Source organism: Zhouia amylolytica AD3 (assembly GCF_000511935.2).
In the GTDB taxonomy this organism is placed as follows: Bacteria; Bacteroidota; Bacteroidia; order Flavobacteriales; family Flavobacteriaceae; genus Zhouia; species Zhouia amylolytica.
The window spans coordinates 1-1,291 of sequence record NZ_AYXY01000017.1 but is presented as its reverse complement, the minus strand read 5'-3'; the positions used below and the strand labels follow the sequence as shown (position 1 = coordinate 1,291).

Annotated in this window: 1 protein-coding gene; it reads right to left on the bottom strand. The window is 35.0% G+C overall.

Annotated elements, in window-relative coordinates; genetic code table 11:
* Positions 1 to 43 precede the first annotated feature (43 nt).
* A protein-coding gene (locus tag P278_RS04710) for an IS3 family transposase (protein ID WP_152973888.1) occupies positions 44 to 1,224 on the bottom strand; the annotation gives its coding sequence in 2 pieces (ribosomal slippage) (positions 44 to 969 and positions 969 to 1,224; 1,182 coding nt in all).
* Positions 1,225 to 1,291 lie beyond the last annotated feature (67 nt).

Below are 1,291 nucleotides of genomic sequence, written 5' to 3'. Positions count from 1 at the left end.
AAATCTGGACTTGCAACAAAAAACTGGACAATTAGTTGAATGACTAAGCTGCTAGATTAAGGTTATACATGTCTAATTCAAATTCTCTTATAGTTTTATTCCCTAAAAAGGAATGTCTTCTTCTATTATTGTACCAGGTTTCTATCCATCCAAAGATCGATAACTCAGCTTCAGATCTTAACTTATAATTGTGCCTATAAACCCATTCTACTTTTAATGACTTAAAGAACGATTCTGCAACAGCATTATCCCAGCAATTACCTTTACGACTCATAGATTGATTTACTAAGCCATTGTAACTTTTAATTAAAGAGGTAAACTTATGGCTGGCATATTGTATGCCTCGGTCGGAATGAAATATTAAAGGCTGGGTTAAAGCTGTTTTCTTTATGGCCATATGCCAAGCTTTCATAATAGTATCCTCTGCGCTTAGATTGTCGCTTAGTGCCCACCCAACAACTTTACGGTTAAACAAATCAATAATGACAGTTAGGTATAGCCAACCTTGTTTGGTTTTGATATAGGTAATATCACTTACCCAAACTTGATTTTGTCTGCTTACTCCAAAGCATTGGTTTAATAAATTAGGCGCTATTGGGTAATTATGTTTACTATCTGTGGTTGCTTTAAACTTACGTTTCCGTTTTGCAAACAAGTAATTAGCACTCATAATACGAGCTACTCTGGGCTTTGATATTTTATAGCCTAATGTCTCCAGTTCTGTTTTTATTCTGGGTGAACCATAGCTCTGAAAACTATCTTTAAATATAGATTTAATAAGCGTGGTTAACTTTTGATTTTCCAACCATAATTTACTTGGTCCTGATTGCAACCAATGGTAATAGCCGCTTTTACTTACCTTTAATATTTGACACATCATCTCGACAGGAAATCTCATAAGGTGCTGCTTTATAAACCTGAATTTTTCTTGTCGCTCGAGGAGAAGATGCTGATGGCCTTTTTTAAGATGTCACGTTCCATTTCGGCATCTTTTAATGCCTTTTTTAATCGAGCTATCTCTTTTTCTTGATCTGTCATTTTAGGGTTACCCCGACCTGGAAAACTGTTTTTACCGTAATCTTTTAACTCCCTACGCCAACGGTAAAGTACTGATGGAAATATATCCAGATCCTCGCATACTTGTTTTACATTGCCTTTGGCATAACTTAACTCGACTGCTTTTTGTTTAAATTCTAAGGTGTAATGTTTAGATTTTCTTCTCATAAGTGCTAAGATTCAAACTAACTAACATATTCTCTCATCTTTATGTCCAGTCTAATATAGGAAGTCC